The following is a 15,466-nucleotide window of genomic DNA, read 5'->3' on the forward strand; positions in this document are numbered from 1 at the left end:
CGCGACGCCGCCGCCGACATCCCTACCGGGATCGGTGACGGTAGTCACAGCGTATTCGTGAGTGAGTTCACCTGTGCTTCGACACGAGCCTGCCGGATACGCGGCCTGTGTGCCAGCGAATTTCGGACATGGCGTTCGCGGCGGGATCAGCGGTGCAGCGCCCTCTCGAACAGCGGCCAGGACTTGTGCAGATCCTGCTGCCAGTAGCCCCAGGAGTGGGTGCCGTTGGGTCGCAGATCGACGGTCGCGGGGATTCCGAGCGATTGCAGCCGGTCGCGCAGCTGCTGGGTGCAGGTGCCGGTGACCGCCTCCAGCGACGCGCCGAAGAGCAGTTCCATGGTCCGCTGCACCGGGTCGTCCCCGACGCCGATGGTGTCGAACGGTCCGGGAATCCCGTTGCCGGAGGACAGATAGACCTCGGTGCCGCGGAAGATCTCGGCGTGCAGGTAGGGATCGTTGGCCGTCCACGCCGGATCGGTCGGCGGCCCCCACATGTTGCGGACGTTGCCGAGCCTGCTGCCGACCACCGCGCTCACGATCGCCTGTCCCCGCAAGTCGCTGGTGCGCACACACCCGCTGTAGGACCCGATCGCCCGGTACAGCCCCGGTTCGGCGAGCGCGAGCTGGAACACCGCGGTGCCCGCCATCGACAGTCCCGCAATGGCATTGGCGCCGGTGCCGCCGAACGCGGCGTCGATCACCGGCGGGAGCTCCTTGGTGAGGAAGGTGGTCCAGCGCTGCTTGCCGAGCACCGGATCGTCGGCGCGCCAGTCGGCGAAGTAACTGCCCGCCCCGCCGAACGGGATCACCACATTGACCTGTTTGTCCTTGAAGAATTCGACGACGTCGGTGCGATCGAGCCAGTTCCCGTCGGCGCCGCCGCCGACCCCGTTGAGCAGATACAGCGTCGGCGCAGGCGAATTCGGGTCGGCGGCCCGCAGCACGCGCGCCCGGGCGACGGTGTCCATCGCGGGCGAGTACACCCCGATGTCGATGGTGCGATCGGCCTCGATCCGCCGGTCCTCGATCCGTGCCACGGGCTCGGCCGCGGCTGGCACCGCGACCACCGACCCCGCGAGCACCGCCAGCATCACCCCGGCGATCCGAGTGCCCACTGCCCGACCGAACATCATCGAACTCCGCTCTCGACGCCGAACCCACTTCCTCTGCGATCAAACGGCATTCCCGAACGCTACACACGAATTCACCGAAACATTGTGACGATTACCAGAAGATTTATGGCGCGCCTGTGCGTTCGAACTCCTTAGGCACAGGACACAATCACAGTCGTATCACATCGGCTCCCGACACCACGATGACCGGCCGAAACAGCGCCGACTACCTGCGGTAACAGCGCCCGAACCCGTACCCATAGAGTGCAATATTGCGAACTCCGCGGGCAGCCGGAATCGCCTCGCATTTGCTGTGAAAAGACCCACCGGATTCTTTTCCGGCACCGTTCGCTCGCGTGATCGGACAGCGAATATTCGATTCAGCCGAGGCGCAGAGCGCGCGCGAACAGCGGCCACGAGCGGTGCAGATCGTCGTTCCAGTAGCCCCAGGAATGGGTGCCGGCGGGACGCAGGTCGACGGTGGCGGGGATGCCGAGTTCGCCGAAGCGGACGGCCAATTGGCGGGTACACAGGCCGGTGACGGCATCGAGGGCGCCGCCGACGAGGAGCTGGTCGAGCAGTTTCATCGGGTCGCCGCCGATGCCGGGACCCGCCGTGGTGTCGAGGTCGCCGGGCAGGCCGGTGCCGGAGGCCACGTAGATGGCCAGGCCGCGTAGCCGGTCGGCGTGCAGGAAGGGGTCGTTGGCGGCCCAGAGCGGGTCGCCGGGTTGTCCCCACATGTTCACCGGGTCGCCGTTCTGGCCGGAGACGACAGTGTTGACGATGGCGTGGCCCTGCGGGCCGCTGGTGGACACGCAACCGCTGTAGCTGCCCACCGCGCGATAGAGCTGCGGCGCGGCCAGGGCCAGTTGGAAGGCCGCGGTGCCCGCCATCGAGACCCCGGCGATGGCATTGGCTCCGGTGCCGCGGAATTCGGCGTCGATCACCCGGGGGAGTTCGCGGGTGAGGAAGGTCGTCCAGCGCTGGCGGCCGAGCACCGGATCGTCGGCGCGCCAGTCGGCGTAGTAGCTGCCCGCGCCGCCGATCGGCATCACCACGGTGACCTGCTCGTCGGCGAAGAACTGCTCGGAGTCGGTGCGGGTCAGCCAGTTTCCGCCGTCGCGCCAGTCACCGGTGGCGCTGCCGCCGTCGACCCCGTTGAGCAGGTACAGCACCGGCGCCGCGGCCGCGCGGTCGGCGGCGGGCAGCACGGCGACGTGCACCGGCTTGCCCATCGCCCCCGAGTACACGACCAGGTCGACGACCCGACCCTGCCCCGGCGTCGCCGAGATCAGCCGCGCGGCGTCCACACCGCGCGGATCGGGCGGCGCCGCGCCCGCGACCGCGTGGGCGCACACCAGCCCCGCGACGAGAAGCAACCCACACCGTGCCAGGACGCTCATGCGTCACCTCCCTGCCCGGCCGAGAACGAGACCGTGCGAGAGAGGTTAGGCAGGTCAGGCTGCCTCCACCCGCATTTCTGAAACATTCACAGTTCACAGCGGCGGGGGCGCGGGTCCGCCGCCCGAACTCAGTCCAGCGCGTCGACGAACGCGCTGACCTCGGCGAAGAAGCGCGGGCGGTCCTCGATGAAGAGCCCGTGCTGGGCGCCCTCCCACAGCGAGAGGCGGGCGTTAGGGGCATTGTCGGCGATGTAGCGGCCGTTGGCGGCGGGCACCACCGGATCCTCGGTGCCGTGCAGGACCAGCACCGGAATGTCGAGACCGCGCAGGGTGTCGGTGTTGTCGATGGTCCGGTAGAACAGCGCCTTCCGCACCGAAGGCGGGGTGGCCAGGCTGGTGCCGAACAGGCGCTGGGCGTCGACGCCCTTGTCCGCGCCGGGACCGGTGTTGGCGTTGCCGAACGCCGAGAAACCGCGCACCGCGCGCCCGGCCGCCTCGTCGAAGACGCCCGGAATCGCCTTCTCCATGGCCGGACCGGTGGCGGCGCCGGGCACCTTCGGGCCGATATTGGCCGGGGCACCGCAGTAGACGACCGCGGCGACGGCGGCAGCGCCGTAGGTGGCGAGGTAGTCGGTGGCGACGATGCCGCCGTAGGACCAGCCCAGCAACACCGACCCCGAGGCGATGCCCTCGGCCGCCAGCACGGCGGCGACATCGGCGGCCCACGCCTTGGGATCGTCGTACCCGGCGCCCGGATCGTCGGAGTACCCGTGCCCGCGCAGGTCGACGGCGACGACGCGGTAGCGCTGCGCCAGATCGTCAGCGGCCGCGCCCCAGCAGCGCAGATTGCCCGCCCAGCCGTGCAGCAGCACCAGCGGCCTGCCGGTCTCCGGGCCGCTGACCCGGTAGACGATCCTGGTTCCGTCGGCACTGACAGCATCACGAATAGCCATGCCGACAGGCTAACGCCGGTCCACATCAGCGTGATCCCAGCCATGGCGACGGCGAATCCACGGCGAATAAGATCAATCCACATGAGCACTCGCACCGCCGTCGTCACCGGAGCCAGCTCGGGAATCGGTGAAGCCACCGCCCGGGAACTCGCCAAGCAGGGCTACCACGTCTATGTGGGCGCCCGGCGGTTCGACCGGGTGCGGCGGCTCGCCGAGGAGATCGGCGGCACCGCCGTCGAGCTCGATGTCACCGCCGAGGAATCGGTGCGCGCGTTCACCGACTCGATCGACCGGGTCGACGTGCTGGTCAACAACGCCGGCGGCGCCAAGGGCCTGGCCACGGTCGCCGAGGCCGACCTCGACGACTGGCGCTGGATGTGGGAGACCAACGTCCTGGGCACCCTGCGCCTGACCAAGGCGCTGCTGCCGAAGCTGATCGACTCCGGCGACGGCCTGATCGTCACCATCACCTCCATCGCCGCCTTCCACGCCTACCCGAACGGCTCGGGCTACACCTCGGCCAAGCACGCCCAGGCCGTGCTGCACCGCACCCTGCGCGACGAACTGCTCGGGCAGCCGGTGCGGCTCACCGAGATCGCGCCCGGCGCGGTGGAGACCGAGTTCTCGCTGGTCCGCTTCGACGGCGACGCCGAGCGCGCGGCGAAGGTCTACCAGGGCATCGATCCGCTCTACGCGCAGGACATCGCCGAGATCGTCGGCTTCGTGGCGAGCAGGCCCGCGCACGTGAACCTCGACACGATCGTCGTCAAGCCCCGTGACCAGGCAGGCCCCGGCAGCTTCGCGCGACGCTCCTGACCTGCGACGTTCAATCCCCGGACCGGGCAACCGAATCCGGGGGCCACGGCTGCCCGAGTGGCGGGCCGGACCGGGGGAACCGATACTGCCCAGGACCGGGCCGAGGCATAGCTGCGAATTCGCTACCGACTGGAACGGTCGATAACATCGCCACGTTTGCCGATAGCCAGTCCTAGGAGTACTTCACCGATGCGCAGTATCAAGTCCGTGTTCGACGGGTTCAAAGACTTCCTGATGCGTGGAAACGTCATCGATCTGGCGGTCGCGGTGGTCATGGGCACCGCGTTCACCGCCGTCGTGACCTCATTCACCAAGGGAATCGTCAACCCGCTGCTCGCGGTGTTCGGCTCGACCAACGAACTGGGTCTCGGCGTCCAGCTGATCGCCGACAAGCCGGCCACCTTCATCGCGCTCGGCCCGATCATCACCGCGTTCATCGACTTCTTCATGGTCGCGGCGGTCCTGTACTTCGTGCTGATGCTGCCGATGAAGTCGCTGAAGAACAAGTTCGGCACCACCAAGGCCGCCGAGCCGACCGAGACCGAGCTGCTCATCGAGATCCGCGATCTGCTGGCCAAGCAGCAGGGACTGAGCACCGAGCAGACCGAGGCGCTGAGCAAGGAACGCGCCACCGAGTCCGCGTAGCGGATAATCGCCCGCATGAGCGAACCACCGGACGGACTACCGGCCTATCGAGTCCTGACCGGCCCGGACGACGAGACGTTCTGCCGACGGGTGAGCGCGGCGCTGGCCCTGGGCTACGAACTCCACGAGGGCCCAGCAGTCACCTTCGACGGGACGAACGTCATCGTCGCCCAGGCGGTGGTGTGGCCGACCGGGTGACGGTCGACCTCACGCTTCGGCGCGGCGCGGCAGCAGCAGCGCCGGGATCATCGCCAGGGCGATCATGACCGGGGCGATCCAGTAGGTGTGCTGGAACGCCTCGGCCAGTGCCGGAGCCAGGTCGGCGCGCTGGTCACGACTCATGCCGTGCAGGGCCTGGAGCCCGCCGGTCACCGGGAGCAGGGCGCCCAGTGTCACGGAGCTGACCGCGGTGCCGACCGCCATGGCGGTGGTGCTGATCATGTTCAGCACCGTCGACCCGGCCGGCTGTTGCGCCCGGCTCAGCGGCCGGGTCGCGGTGGTGATCACCGGCATCATGGTGCCGCCGCCACCGGCGCCCATCAGCAGCATGGTCAGGCCGAGCGCCCAGTACGGCGCGTCCGCGTCGAGCTGGAGCACGAACAGCACGAAACCGGTGAGCGCCACCGTGATCGACACCGGCAGATAGCGGCCGGGCGGGATCCGATCGATCAGCCGGCCCGCGACCTGCATGGTGGCGCCCGAGGCCAGCGCGAACGGAATCCCGAGAGCGCCCGCCACCAGCGCCGATTCGCCACGCACCACCTGGAAGTACAACGGCAGCAACAGCATCGACCCGAAGTAGCCGCTCGCGAACAACGCCAGCAACGCGGCGGAGATCCCGGTCGTGCGATTGCCCAGGACCCGCAGATCCAGCAGCGGAACCGGGATGCTCAGCGAGCGCAGCACGAAGGCGACGATGAGCCCGGCGCCGGCCAGCAGCGGCACCAGCACCGCGGCCGAAGCGAAGCCCGCGTTCTCCCCCGCCGCGGTCACGCCGTAGATCACCAGCGCCAGCCCCGGCGACATCAGCAGCAGGCCGAGCACGTCGAGCGGACGCGGCGGCTCCGGCGCATCGTCGGGCACCACCCGGGCCGCCAACACCAGCACCAGCGCGCCCAGCGGCAGGTTCAGGAAGAACATCCAGCGCCAGGACACCTCGTCGATCAGGTAGCCGCCGATCACCGGCCCCAGCAGCGGGCCGACCAGGATCGCCAGGCCGAGGGTGCTCATCAGCCGGCCGAGCCGCTCCGGCCCGGCCGCGCGCAGCAGGATGGTCATCGCCACCGGCATCAGCAGCCCGCCGCTCGCGCCCTGCACCAGCCGGAAGGCGATGAGCGACTCGATGTTCCAGGCCAGCCCCGCCAGCACCGAGCCGACCGCGAACGCCGCGATCGCCGTCAGATACAGCCGTTTGGCGCCGAAGCGACCGACCAGCCACGCCGAGGTCGGCACCACGGCGCCGAGGGCGAGCGAGTAGCCGGTGGCCACCCACTGGATCGTGCTCAGTCCCGCGTCGAACTCGACGGAGAGTTTGTTGATGGCGACGTTGACGATCGTCTGATCGAGCGTCGCCATGATCATGCCCACCACCAGCACCAGCGCGATGCGCATCGGATCGCGGGTGACGGGTGGGGCTGTCGTGGTCGGGGTCAGCACGGCGATCACTTCCCGTACGGGCGCACGGCGCGGGCGGCGCGCAGGGCCTCGCCCCACCAGAGGAGCTGGTCGAGCAGGACCGCGGCGGCATCGGCGGCGCCCGGGTCGCTCAGTGCGCCCGCCTCGTCGAACCGGCCCCACGGATTGGGCAGGGCGACCGAGTCGCGGACGGTGACCGCGTGCAGTTCGGCGAAGACCGGGCGCAGGTGTTCCACCGCCCGCAGGCCGCCGGAGATACCGCCGTAGGAGACGAAGCCGACCGGCTTGGCCTGCCATTCGGTGTGGTGGGTGTCGATCAGGTTCTTGAGCGTGCCCGGGTAGCTGTGGTTGTACTCGGGCGTCACCACGACGAAGGCGTCGGCGCGGGCGAGCTTGTCGGTGGCCTCGGCCACCGAGGGGTGCTCGGCGGCAGCGCCGAAGACCCGCGGCAGTTCGACCTGCCCGGCGTCGACCACGTCGACCTCGATCGCGTCGCGCAGCGCCGCCTGCCGGACGAACCAGTCGGCGACGGTGGGACCGAAGCGCCCTTGCCTGGTGCTGCCGATGACGACGACGACCCGCAGCGGGCGAATGGCGGTGCGGGCGTGCTCAACCGTGGCGCTCATGTGTTCCTCCGACTAGGTGGCAGCCGCTCGGCCGCCGCTGCGCACCACGGTGCTACCTCAACCTCCCTTCAGGTCAAGCGGACACAGTCCGCCCCTTGACGGGAATACCCCCCATGGGTATATAGTTGCATCCATACGCAGATAAGAGACCATGCATTACCCAGAAGGGCCGACCATCATGACCACCTCACTGTTCGCCCACCGGGACTATCGCCTGCTGTTCACCGCCCAGGTCGCCGCCCTGTTCGGCACCGGTCTCACCACGGTCGCCCTCGGCCTGCTCGCCTACGAGCTGGCGGGCGGCAACGCCGCGATCGTGCTCGGCACCGCGCTGACGCTGAAGATGGTCGCCTACGTGATCGTCGCCCCGATCGCGGGCGCCTACGCGGGACGGCTGCCGCGCAGGCAATTCCTGATGGCGCTCAACGGCATTCGCGGCGGCATCGTGCTGGCCCTGCCGTTCGTCGACCAGATCTGGCAGATCTACGTGCTGATCACCCTGCTGCAGATCGCCTCGGCCGCCTACACCCCCACCTACCAGGCCGTGCTGCCGGACATCCTGCCCGACGAGCGCGATTACACGAAGGCGCTCTCGGCCGCCCAGCTGGCCGCGACCATGGAAACCCTGCTCAGCCCGATGCTGGCGGCGCTGGCCCTGAGCCTGATCAGCTTCCACTGGCTGTTCGTCGGCACCGGCATCGGCTTCGCGGTCTCGGTCGCCCTGGTCATGGCGGCGCGGATCCCGAACGCGGTGGTCGGCGACGGCGCGATCGGGCAGCGTCTCGCCGCCGGCCTGCGGCTGTTCGCGGCCACCCCACGACTGCGCGGGCTACTCGGACTGAACCTGGTGGTCGCCGCGGCGGGCTCGGTGGTCATGGTCAACACCGTCAACTACGCCCGCGACGTGCTCGGCGGCGACCAGTCCGGCGTCGCGCTGCTGCTGGCCGCCAACGGGTTCGGCACCATGCTCGTCGCCCTGACCCTGCCCAAGATCCTGGACCGGCGCGGCGAACGTCCGGTGATGCTCACCGGCGCGGCCGTCCTGGTCACCGGCCTGGTCGCGGCGATCACCCTGTCGACCGCGAGCATCGGCGACTGGAGTTGGGCCGCCGCCCTGGCCACCTGGGCCGTCATCGGCGCGGGCACCGGCCTGGTCCTCACCCCCACCGGTCGCGTGCTGCGCCGCTCGGCCCGCGCGCAGGACCGCCCCGCCCTCTTCGCCGCCCAGTTCTCGCTCTCGCACCTAGCCTGGCTGATCACCTACCCGATCACCGGCTGGCTGGCCACCACCGCGGGCTTCACCACCACCTGGATCACCCTGGCCGTCATCGCCGCCCTCGGCGTCACCGCCGCGATCCGCCTGTGGCCCCGCCACGACCCCGCCGAGATCACCCACATCCACGACTTCGGCACCGTCGACCCGGCCATCCTCACCGACGCCACCGAAATCGCCCCCGGCCGCTACCAGCACACCCACCCCTACGTCATCGACCCCAACCACACCCGCTGGCCCACCCGCGTCCCCGCCCTGGTCTGACCGTCGCGAACGGAATGAACCCCGAACCGTCTCGGCCGGGGTTCATTCTTCGGATCAGAACCAGGATCGAGCCCGTCAGTCACCGATGAACATGAGATACCCATTGGCGCGGAGCGCGATCGACGCGGACCTCCGCAGCAAGTCGACGGCCACCCGTTCGGCATCGGTCCGCACCTCGATTCCGTCGATCTGATCGAGGATCATGCCCAGTTGGTGCCGGTTGAACATGGTGTCGCCGTAGCGGTAGACCCCCCGGACCACGCTGGTATCGGGCTGGGCCGCGCACAGCCGGAACAACGTCTCCTCCGCATCGTCCCCGAAGCGCTGCAGCTCAGCGTGGTTCATGTCCTGCACAACAATGTCCAACGCCACCTGGTACCTACTCGTCTCCCGCGGGGTGCATTTTCTGATAATCCCTGGCATCGATGTCCCAGCCCACACTCGCCCACAGCGACGTAGCGGTCTCGCGCCTGTCGGGCCGACGTGCCCGCGGTACGCACGCTGTCGATGCGGCGATACCGCTCCAACTGCCAGACAGGACCTCGCCGACGCGGCCGTCGAGACTATCGAGCTTCAGCGGCGTTGGTCTCACCCTGTTGCAGATAGCTGCCGACCGCTACTCCGAGCGAAACTGGTCCAGCGCGGCAAGGGAATTCAGCAGTTGCGAGCCCCCGTCATAGATCAGGTCGGACAGATAATTGCCGAGCCCACCTACTTCATCGGATACGACGGACAGACCGTCACCCGGATTCCGGGTCCCCCCGGAGATGCTCACATCGGCCAATGCTATTCGCGCACTGACAGTTTGAACAGAGTGGACACGTTCCGCGAAGCTACCTCGGCGCAGCTGCTCCGGTGGTGGGCGCACCCGCGGGGAGGGCCGACATCGACTGCCAGGTGGGCCAGTCGATGGACCAGTCGTAGATGTCGCCGTCGGCCTGGGAGAGGGGAATGGAGGTGCCGGTGACCTCGACCGGGTCGCCGTAGCGGGCGGTCGGGAAGTAGGCCTGGGCGTCGGCGGGTGAGAGGTTGATGCAGCCGTTGGTGACGTTGGACGAGCCCTGGGCCGACAGGGATTCGGGGTTGGCGTGGATGAATTCGCCGTTGTTGGAGATGCGCACGGCCCAACGTTCGCGAACGTTGGTGTAGTACGGCGGATTCGACATCATGAAGTCCTCGTACTTCTCGGTGACCACGTGGGTGCCCGAGCGGGTGACGTTGCGCGGCTCGTTGCCCTCGCCGTAGGAGACGGCGAAATCGAAGACGGTGACGCCGTCGCGGACCACCTGCATGCGATGACTCGGCGCGTCGGCGATCACGATCTGACTGCGGCCGATGGTGAAATCGGAAGTCAGGTCGGAGTCGCCGTAGGCGCCGCCGCCCAGGTCGACGCCATAGAGCTCGGCCGCGACATGCACGGTGGTGCCGGGCGTCCAGTAGTCCTTGGGCCGCCAGTGCACCCGCGAACCGCCGTCGTCGGGCAGCCACGCCCACGAGCCCTCGGTGCCGGAGTCGGTGGTGACGGTGAGAGCCTTCTCCACCGCCGCCTTGTTCGTGACCGGGCCCGTGAACTTGATGATGATCGGGGCCGCGATGCCGACCTCCTGACCGTCCCCGATGTTGATCGTGGCCGGGATCGTCGACTTCGGCGTCAACGTGGTGAAGGTGCCGTCGATCGGGACCGGCTTGCCGTCGGTGCCGATCGCCGTGCCGGTCCAGGTGTAGGTGGTGTCGTAGCCCAGCGGCTCGGTGACCTGGTAGCTCGCGCGATCGGGCCCGAAGGTGCCCGCGACCTGCTTGCCGTTGGCGTTGGTGAGTGCGATCTGATCGATCCGGCCGTCGGCGACGGTCACCGACACGGGGGTGACCGGCGCGACGTCGGTCGCGCCCGCCGCGGGCGTCACGGTGACCCGGGCGACCGGGCCCGCGGGTGCGGCGTCGCCGCCGGGTCGGTCGATGGTGCAGCCCGTCAGCACGACGAGCACCGCCAGCAAGATCACCGCAACCACGGGGCGTCCGCGCCGAACACCCACGCCACGCCTGTCGGCGGCCAACGCGCGCCGGACATGCCGAACTGCCGTCCCGAGCGCACGCGACGAGGCGGTTACCGAAGGTTTGCTCACGGCATCGAATGTACGCCGGGCTACCGACCGGGCCGCGCGACCGCCGGGCTCAGAGGGTCAGGCCGACCGTCACCGGCTCCGGTTCCAGCCGCACGCCGAACCGTTCCTCGACGCCGGCGCGGACCGTGCGAGCCAGCTCGACGATGTCGGCGGCGGTGGCCGCGCCACGGTTGGTCAGCGCGAGGGTGTGCTTGGTGGAGAGCCGGGCCGCGGCCTGCTCGCCGGGGAAGCCCTTGGCGAAGCCGGCGCGCTCGATCAGCCAGCCCGCCGAGAGCTTGGTGCCGTCGGGCGCGGGGTAGGTCGGCACCGACACCTCGCCGAGATGAGCGGTGATGGCCGCGAGCACCTGCGGCAGCCGGTCCTCGGGCACCACGGGATTGGTGAAGAACGAGCCCGCGCTCCAGGTGTCGTGGTCGGCGGGGTCGAGCACCATGCCCTTGCCCGCGCGCAGCCGCAGCACCTCCGCGCGCACGGCCGCGGCCGGACGGGACTCGCCGTCGCCCGCGCCGAGCACCCTGGCCAGTTCGCCGTAGCGCAGCGGGGCGCTCAGCCCGGACGGGTCGAGCGCGAACTCCACCGCCAGCACCACCGCGTCGTCGCTGTGCTTGAGCACGCTGGTGCGGTACGCGAAGCCGAGTTCGCCCGGCTCGGCCCAGCGGACCGCACCGGTCGTGCGATCGAGCAACCGCACCCGGCGCAGCAGCGTGGACACCTCGGCGCCGTACGCGCCGACGTTCTGCACCGGCGTCGCCCCGGCCGAGCCGGGAATCCCCGACAGGCATTCCAGCCCGCCCAGGCCGGCCGCCACGGTCGCCGCGACGACCGCGTCCCAGTTCGCCCCCGCCTCGGCGAACACGCTGTCGGCGCCGATCCGCACACCGGTGGTGCCCACCCGGACGACGACCCCGTCGAAGCCGGCGTCGTCGATGAGCAGGTTGGACCCACCGGCGATCAGCAGCACCCGGATCCCGGCCGCGTCCAGCGCCGACACCGTGGCGATCAGCGCCTCGGTGCTGTCGCATTCGGCGACCAGCGCGGGCCCGCCGACCCGCAGGGTCGTCAGTTCGGACAAACGCACCGATTCCCGCACCACCGCGCCGGTATCGGCGAGGAGGTCACGCACCTGATCGGCGGACACCACCTGAGTTGTTCCCACGTCACAAGACGGTAGCCTGTCGCGCATGGCTACACCTCTGGCGTACACGGCTCGCTACACCAAGCCGGTCGAGGCCGTGCGCGCGGCGTTCTCCGACGAGCAGTACTGGAAGGCTCGTATCGAGGAGGTCGGCGGGCCCGGCGCCCGGCTGGATTCCTTCGGCATCACCGGTGACCAGGTGCGCGTGCAGATGGTCCAGTCGATCCCCGCCGATCAGCTGCCGCCCGCGATCACCGCGGTGCGCCCCGGCGACCTGGTGATTCCGCGCACCGAGAGCTACACCGGCACGACCGGCACCATCGAGGCCCACGTCGACGGCGCGCCCGCCAAGGTCAGCGCCATCGTCACCCTGACCGACGAGGGCACCGGCTCGGTCGCCACCATCAGCGGCAGCATCGAGGTGAAGATCCCGCTGTTCGGCGGCAAGATCGAGGCCGCGATCTCCGAGCACCTGCTGGAACTGCTGGCCAACGAGGCCGGCTTCACCGAGCAGTGGCTCGCCACCCGCTGACTCCTTCCGCAGGCCGACACAGTCGGCCGTCGGCGGCCGTCCCGCCGGTCAGGCGCCGTGGCGTACGCGACGAAGGAGCAAGCCACGGTGCCTGACCGGCGGGACACAAGGGGCCGCCGACTCGAGCGCGCCAGCGCTCCAAATACACTGCTCCCTCATGGCACGTCGACTTGACTACTCCGCCCGCTACCCGCTGCACACCGCCGAAGAGCTCTACGCGGCGCTGCAGAGCAGGGATTACTGGGAAGCGCGCGTCGCCGAGATGCGGAAGTACTCCCCGCACAACGAGGTGATCAGCCACGAGGTGAGCGACTCCGGCATCGATGTGGTGCTCGCCCACACCCTGCCGCGCGAGATGCTCCCCGAGATCGCCCAGACGGTGATGCGCAAGGACATGGTCATCACCCGCAAGGAGAGCTGGGGCCCGTTCGAGCGCGAGGAGACCGAGGGCACCTTCTCCGCCTCGATCCCGGCCGGCCCGGGCAGCCTCAACGGCGACATCCGGCTGTTCCCCACCGAGACCGGCGCGACCATGCGCTTCTCCCCCACCGCCAAGGTGTTCATCCCGATGGTCGGCCCGCGCCTGGAACAGCTGATGCTGGTGAACCTCGTCGACCTGTTCCGGGCCGAGCAAGAGGAGACCTCGCGCTGGCTGGAAGAGGCCGCCGCGAAGAAGACGGTCTGACGCACTCGCGCCCCGACGACCGCCGTGGACCGCAAACGACCGCTCCCGGTCGGCACCATCACCCGCGGCACGACCGGCGTCAACCGCCTGCGCCGCAGCGACCGCTGGCTGACCCACGACGACTTGGTGACCGAGCGCCTGCGCGCGGCCGCCGATCCGCTGATCGTCGACCTCGGCTACGGCGCCGCGCCGTGGACGACGTTCGAACTGGCCGCGCGGCTGCGCACCGTGCGCCCCGATCTGCGGGTGGTCGGGCTCGAGATCGACCCCGCCAGGGTCGTCGAGGGCCGCGACGGTGTGCGCTTCGCCCGCGGCGGTTTCGAGTTGGCCGGACTGCGCCCGGTGCTGGTCCGCGCGTTCAACGTGCTGCGCCAGTACCCGGAGGACGCCGTCCCCGACGCGTGGTCGCGCATCCGGTCGAATCTCGCGCCGGGCGGTCTGCTCGTCGACGGCACCTGCGACGAACTCGGCCGCCGCTGCGCCTGGGTGCTGCTCGACCGGCACCGCCCGCTCTCGCTGACGCTGGCCTGGGACCCGTTCACCGTCGAGCGCCCGTCCGATATCGCCGAGCGACTCCCGAAAGTGCTGATCCACCGCAATATTCCGGGCGAACCGGTGCACGCGCTGCTCACCGCGGCCGACCGCGCCTGGGATCGCTCGGCGGCGCTGGCCCCGTTCGGTCCGCGTATCCGCTGGCGCGGGGCCGCGGAGCTGTTGCGCGAGAGCGGTTTTCCGGTGCGCGCGTATCGCCGCCGGATGCGCGACTGCGTGCTGTCGGTGCCGTGGCAGGTGGTCGCGCCGAACGGCTGGTCAGACGCCGGTTAACGCCCGGCGCACCCGTGCGGCCGCACGCGGGGCGAGTTGCTGTCCGCCCCACCAGATCTCGTCGATGTCGCAGCGGTGGATGGCGACCGCGTCGGCGACCACCTCGTCCAGCGCCGACTGCGAGATCTCGGTCTCGGCCAGATCGAGCACGGTGCGCACCGGCGTGGTGACCAGGAACGGCCCGGCCGACTCGACATCGGGCCCGTCCAGTTTGCGCCGGGTCAGCACCAGTCGCGGCGTCACCGGCGGACGCCCCGCCGACACCGACAGGTGCAGGAACCGCGGCTGTAATCGGCCGATCCCGTGCAGCTCGGCAGCGCTCTGATACGACACCGCCGCGGCGCCGTCGAACCAGGCCGCCCACATCGCGTACTCGTCGAGCGGACCGGCCCGCCATTGCGCCAGCCGCATCATCCCGACACCGGCCCTGGTCACCGAGCCGTCCCCGAGCGCCGCTCTGACCTGCACCTCACACCCGGTCCGCAATACCTGACGGGTCGTGAAGAAGCCCGCGTGCCGACCGGCGAGCCGCCGTAGCACGCGCCACCGATGATCCGCCGTCCCCTGCACCCGGCGCACACCCTCGCCAGTCATGGATCCAGGCTACGCCCGCCGGAGTGTGCCAGGTCACACTTTGCTGCGAAGGCTTTCACGCCGTCCTCAGAGCAGACACAGAAAGTTCGGGAAGAATCCGATGCCATGACCACGCAGACACCCCAACGCCCCAAGGTAGGTCGGCGCACGCTGGTGATCGCCTTGGTCGTGGTCGCCGCGCTGCTGGTGGCCGCGATCGTGGGCACCGAAGCCTATGCCCGCCACCAGATCTCGCGCTGCATCAGCAGCTCGTTCGAGCAGCAGATGGGGTCCACCATCGACGTGGGCTTCGGCCCGAAGCCGATGCTGCTCACCTACCTCGACGGCAAGGTCGGCTCGGTCACCATCGACAGCGAGGACAACAAGTTCGGTCCCGCGGTCGGGATGGTGGTGCACGCGGAGTTCGACGACATCGAGCTCACCGACCACGGCCGCGGCGGCGGCACCATCGGCGGTTCCTCGGCCGAGGTGACCTGGAACAACGACGGCATCCAGCAGACCCTCGGCGGCATGGTCAGCGGCGTGAGCTCCTCGCGCACCACCGGCGTGCTCACCCTCGACGTGATCGGCGGCCTGGCCCAGCTGCAGGTGCAGCCCATGGTGCGCAACGGCAATGTCGTGGTGGAGACCAAGTCGGCGCAGCTGCTCGGTATCGGCCTGCCCACCGACCTGGTGCAGGGCATCGTCGAGACCTTCACCCAGAGCCTGCAGAGCTACCCGCTCGGCCTGCGCGCGCAGGAGGTGCGGGTCACCGACGACGGCGTCACCGTGCACCTCGCGGGTGGCAAGACCACGCTCGAGAGCGCGCCCGACGGTCGGCAGGCCGACTTCACCTGCTGATGGCG

The 15,466-nt window shown here is 69.7% G+C and carries 17 protein-coding genes; 8 read left to right on the forward strand and 9 right to left on the reverse strand.

What is annotated here, in order from left to right:
* Positions 1-146: 146 nt before the first annotated feature.
* The 3 genes from ATM97_RS32295 to ATM97_RS32305 form a co-directional block, all read right to left on the reverse strand.
* Entirely contained in the window at positions 147-1,130 is a 984-nt protein-coding gene (locus ATM97_RS32295; protein WP_374104930.1) for an alpha/beta hydrolase, read from the reverse strand.
* Positions 1,131-1,492: 362 nt separating this feature from the next.
* A complete protein-coding gene (locus ATM97_RS32300) occupies positions 1,493-2,515 on the reverse strand; it encodes an alpha/beta hydrolase family protein (protein ID WP_218722001.1) in 1,023 nt (340 codons plus the stop codon).
* 128 nt (positions 2,516-2,643) lie between these two features.
* Positions 2,644-3,468 (reverse strand): alpha/beta fold hydrolase, encoded by an 825-nt coding sequence (locus ATM97_RS32305; RefSeq protein WP_218722002.1) that lies wholly within the window; start codon positions 3,466-3,468, stop codon positions 2,644-2,646.
* An 81-nt stretch (positions 3,469-3,549) separates the two neighbouring features.
* On the opposite strand from ATM97_RS32305, the gene ATM97_RS32310 reads away from it, so the two are divergent.
* From ATM97_RS32310 to ATM97_RS32320, 3 genes are all read left to right on the forward strand, one after another.
* Positions 3,550-4,284 carry an SDR family NAD(P)-dependent oxidoreductase gene (locus ATM97_RS32310; protein WP_218722003.1) on the forward strand — a complete coding sequence of 245 codons (735 nt, stop codon included), beginning with the start codon at positions 3,550-3,552 and terminating at the stop codon, positions 4,282-4,284.
* A gap of 189 nt (positions 4,285-4,473) precedes the next feature.
* Positions 4,474-4,929 (forward strand): large conductance mechanosensitive channel protein MscL, encoded by a 456-nt coding sequence (gene mscL, locus ATM97_RS32315; protein WP_255588734.1) that lies wholly within the window; start codon positions 4,474-4,476, stop codon positions 4,927-4,929.
* 15 nt (positions 4,930-4,944) lie between these two features.
* Entirely contained in the window at positions 4,945-5,127 is a 183-nt protein-coding gene (locus ATM97_RS32320; RefSeq protein ID WP_218722004.1) for a DUF1737 domain-containing protein, read from the forward strand.
* A 9-nt stretch (positions 5,128-5,136) separates the two neighbouring features.
* Here the strand turns inward: ATM97_RS32320 and ATM97_RS32325 are convergent, their stop codons facing one another.
* Together ATM97_RS32325 and ATM97_RS32330 are read right to left on the reverse strand one after the other, a co-directional pair.
* The gene (locus tag ATM97_RS32325; RefSeq protein WP_218722005.1) at positions 5,137-6,594 is read right to left on the reverse strand and encodes a DHA2 family efflux MFS transporter permease subunit; all 1,458 of its coding nucleotides are present in this window, start codon (positions 6,592-6,594) and stop codon (positions 5,137-5,139) included.
* A complete protein-coding gene (locus tag ATM97_RS32330; RefSeq protein ID WP_218722006.1) occupies positions 6,591-7,190 on the reverse strand; it encodes an NADPH-dependent FMN reductase in 600 nt (199 codons plus the stop codon). The genes ATM97_RS32325 and ATM97_RS32330 overlap by 4 nt, the downstream gene beginning before the upstream one ends.
* Positions 7,191-7,368: 178 nt before the next feature.
* On the opposite strand from ATM97_RS32330, the gene ATM97_RS32335 reads away from it, so the two are divergent.
* Positions 7,369-8,727, forward strand: a complete 1,359-nt coding sequence (locus ATM97_RS32335) for an MFS transporter (protein WP_218722007.1) — start codon at positions 7,369-7,371, stop codon at positions 8,725-8,727.
* Positions 8,728-8,802: 75 nt separating this feature from the next.
* Here the strand turns inward: ATM97_RS32335 and ATM97_RS32340 are convergent, their stop codons facing one another.
* The 3 genes from ATM97_RS32340 to ATM97_RS32350 all read right to left on the reverse strand — a co-directional run bounded on the left by ATM97_RS32340 (position 8,803) and on the right by ATM97_RS32350 (position 12,033).
* Entirely contained in the window at positions 8,803-9,072 is a 270-nt protein-coding gene (locus ATM97_RS32340; protein WP_218722008.1) for a hypothetical protein, read from the reverse strand.
* Between the two features lie 488 nt (positions 9,073-9,560).
* Complete coding sequence (locus tag ATM97_RS32345) at positions 9,561-10,736, reverse strand: Ig-like domain-containing protein (protein WP_308248704.1); 1,176 nt, start codon at positions 10,734-10,736, stop codon at positions 9,561-9,563.
* Positions 10,737-10,899: 163 nt separating this feature from the next.
* The gene (locus ATM97_RS32350) at positions 10,900-12,033 is read right to left on the reverse strand and encodes a UDP-N-acetylmuramate dehydrogenase (RefSeq protein WP_218722009.1); all 1,134 of its coding nucleotides are present in this window, start codon (positions 12,031-12,033) and stop codon (positions 10,900-10,902) included.
* Between ATM97_RS32350 and ATM97_RS32355 the strand changes: the two genes are divergently transcribed.
* The 3 genes from ATM97_RS32355 (at position 12,032) to ATM97_RS32365 (ending at position 14,027) form a co-directional block, all read left to right on the forward strand.
* On the forward strand, positions 12,032-12,517 hold the full coding sequence (locus tag ATM97_RS32355) for a DUF2505 domain-containing protein (RefSeq protein ID WP_218722010.1): 486 nt from the start codon (positions 12,032-12,034) through the stop codon (positions 12,515-12,517). The two genes, ATM97_RS32350 and ATM97_RS32355, sit on opposite strands and share 2 nt — an antisense overlap.
* A 157-nt stretch (positions 12,518-12,674) precedes the next feature.
* Positions 12,675-13,202 carry a DUF2505 domain-containing protein gene (locus ATM97_RS32360; protein ID WP_218722011.1) on the forward strand — a complete coding sequence of 176 codons (528 nt, stop codon included), beginning with the start codon at positions 12,675-12,677 and terminating at the stop codon, positions 13,200-13,202.
* Positions 13,203-13,226: 24 nt separating this feature from the next.
* Positions 13,227-14,027 carry a class I SAM-dependent methyltransferase gene (locus ATM97_RS32365; protein WP_218722012.1) on the forward strand — a complete coding sequence of 267 codons (801 nt, stop codon included), beginning with the start codon at positions 13,227-13,229 and terminating at the stop codon, positions 14,025-14,027.
* Here ATM97_RS32365 and ATM97_RS32370 read toward each other — a convergent pair.
* Positions 14,013-14,621 (reverse strand): hypothetical protein, encoded by a 609-nt coding sequence (locus ATM97_RS32370; RefSeq protein WP_218722013.1) that lies wholly within the window; start codon positions 14,619-14,621, stop codon positions 14,013-14,015. The two genes, ATM97_RS32365 and ATM97_RS32370, sit on opposite strands and share 15 nt — an antisense overlap.
* Positions 14,622-14,726: 105 nt before the next feature.
* Between ATM97_RS32370 and ATM97_RS32375 the strand changes: the two genes are divergently transcribed.
* Positions 14,727-15,461, forward strand: coding sequence for a DUF2993 domain-containing protein (locus ATM97_RS32375; protein WP_218722014.1), 735 nt, complete (start codon positions 14,727-14,729; stop codon positions 15,459-15,461).
* Positions 15,462-15,466: the final 5 nt, after the last annotated feature.

The organism is Nocardia sp. MH4, assembly GCF_019266065.1.
Classification (GTDB): Bacteria; Actinomycetota; Actinomycetes; order Mycobacteriales; family Mycobacteriaceae; genus Nocardia; species Nocardia canadensis.